The organism is Klebsiella sp. TF21-TM, assembly GCF_019753495.1.
Classification (GTDB): Bacteria; Pseudomonadota; Gammaproteobacteria; order Enterobacterales; family Enterobacteriaceae; genus Klebsiella; species Klebsiella quasipneumoniae.
In genome coordinates, this window is sequence record NZ_JAIJYL010000109.1 from 1 (window position 1) to 940 (window position 940).

A 940-nucleotide genomic window follows, 5' to 3' on the forward strand; every position below is an offset into this window, starting at 1 on the left:
GGAATGGTCTGTGTTGTCGGGAGGATGCGTGATCTGATCCTTCAACTCAGCAAAAGTTCGATTTATTCAACAAAGCCGAGAAACCCGGAAGGTGACAAAAATGTCATCGTTCAGTCACGCGATAAACAGAGGCGGTTTTTTATAATCAGCCATAAATCAGGACAGCGTGATAATTCAATCGCCCGGTTCCTGGCGTGATGATCAACCAGCCCTGAGATCAAATGCTTTCTCTGTTATAAGCATTGATTGTTCGGGTATGAAAACACCGGAGACCCAACCATGAAAAAGATCCTTGTATCCTTTATTGCCATGATGGCTGTCGCTTCATCTGCCTGGGCTGCAGAGACAATGAACATGCATGACCAGGTAAATAATGCCCAGGCGCCTGCCCATCAGATGCAATCATCCGCTGAAAAAAGTGCAGTTCAGGGGGAGAGCATGAAAATGATGGATATGAGCGGTCACGATCAGGCCGCAATGTCCCATGAAATGATGCAAAACGGCAATTCTGCCGCCCATCAGGACATGGCTGAAATGCATAAAAAAATGATGAAAGCCAAACCTGAGAACACCCAAGAAACTGCTAAGCCATTTTCCGAAATGAGCGAGCATGAGAAAGCCGCTGTTGTGCATGAGAAGGCGAATAATGGCCAGTCTTCCGTTATTCATCAGCAACAGGCGGAAAAGCATCGCAGCCAGATCACCCAGAATTAACCCGCAGCTCCACTTGTCACACCCTCATTTGACGCCGAAGTCACTGGCTTACGCTCCCGTCCGGGAGCGTTTTTTTTATAAGCGAAATGAATAATAATGAAAGAGTCCATACACAATGTTTTTTTTGGTCATGTCGACCTCACAATTAAGGAAGGTGCGAATAAGCAGGTCATTTCTTCCCAAGCTGACTCGCTGATTAAAATTTCGCGGATCTGGGCCGATTTTT

Annotated in this window: 1 protein-coding gene and 1 pseudogene; both read left to right on the forward strand. The window is 46.3% G+C overall.

Going from position 1 to position 940, the window contains the following annotated elements:
- Positions 1-198, forward strand: a pseudogene (locus tag K5R89_RS27120) (hypothetical protein); the annotation flags it as partial.
- An 81-nt stretch (positions 199-279) separates the two neighbouring features.
- On the forward strand, positions 280-714 hold the full coding sequence (locus K5R89_RS27125; protein WP_004118347.1) for a hypothetical protein: 435 nt from the start codon (positions 280-282) through the stop codon (positions 712-714).
- The last annotated feature ends 226 nt before the right edge of the window (positions 715-940 follow it).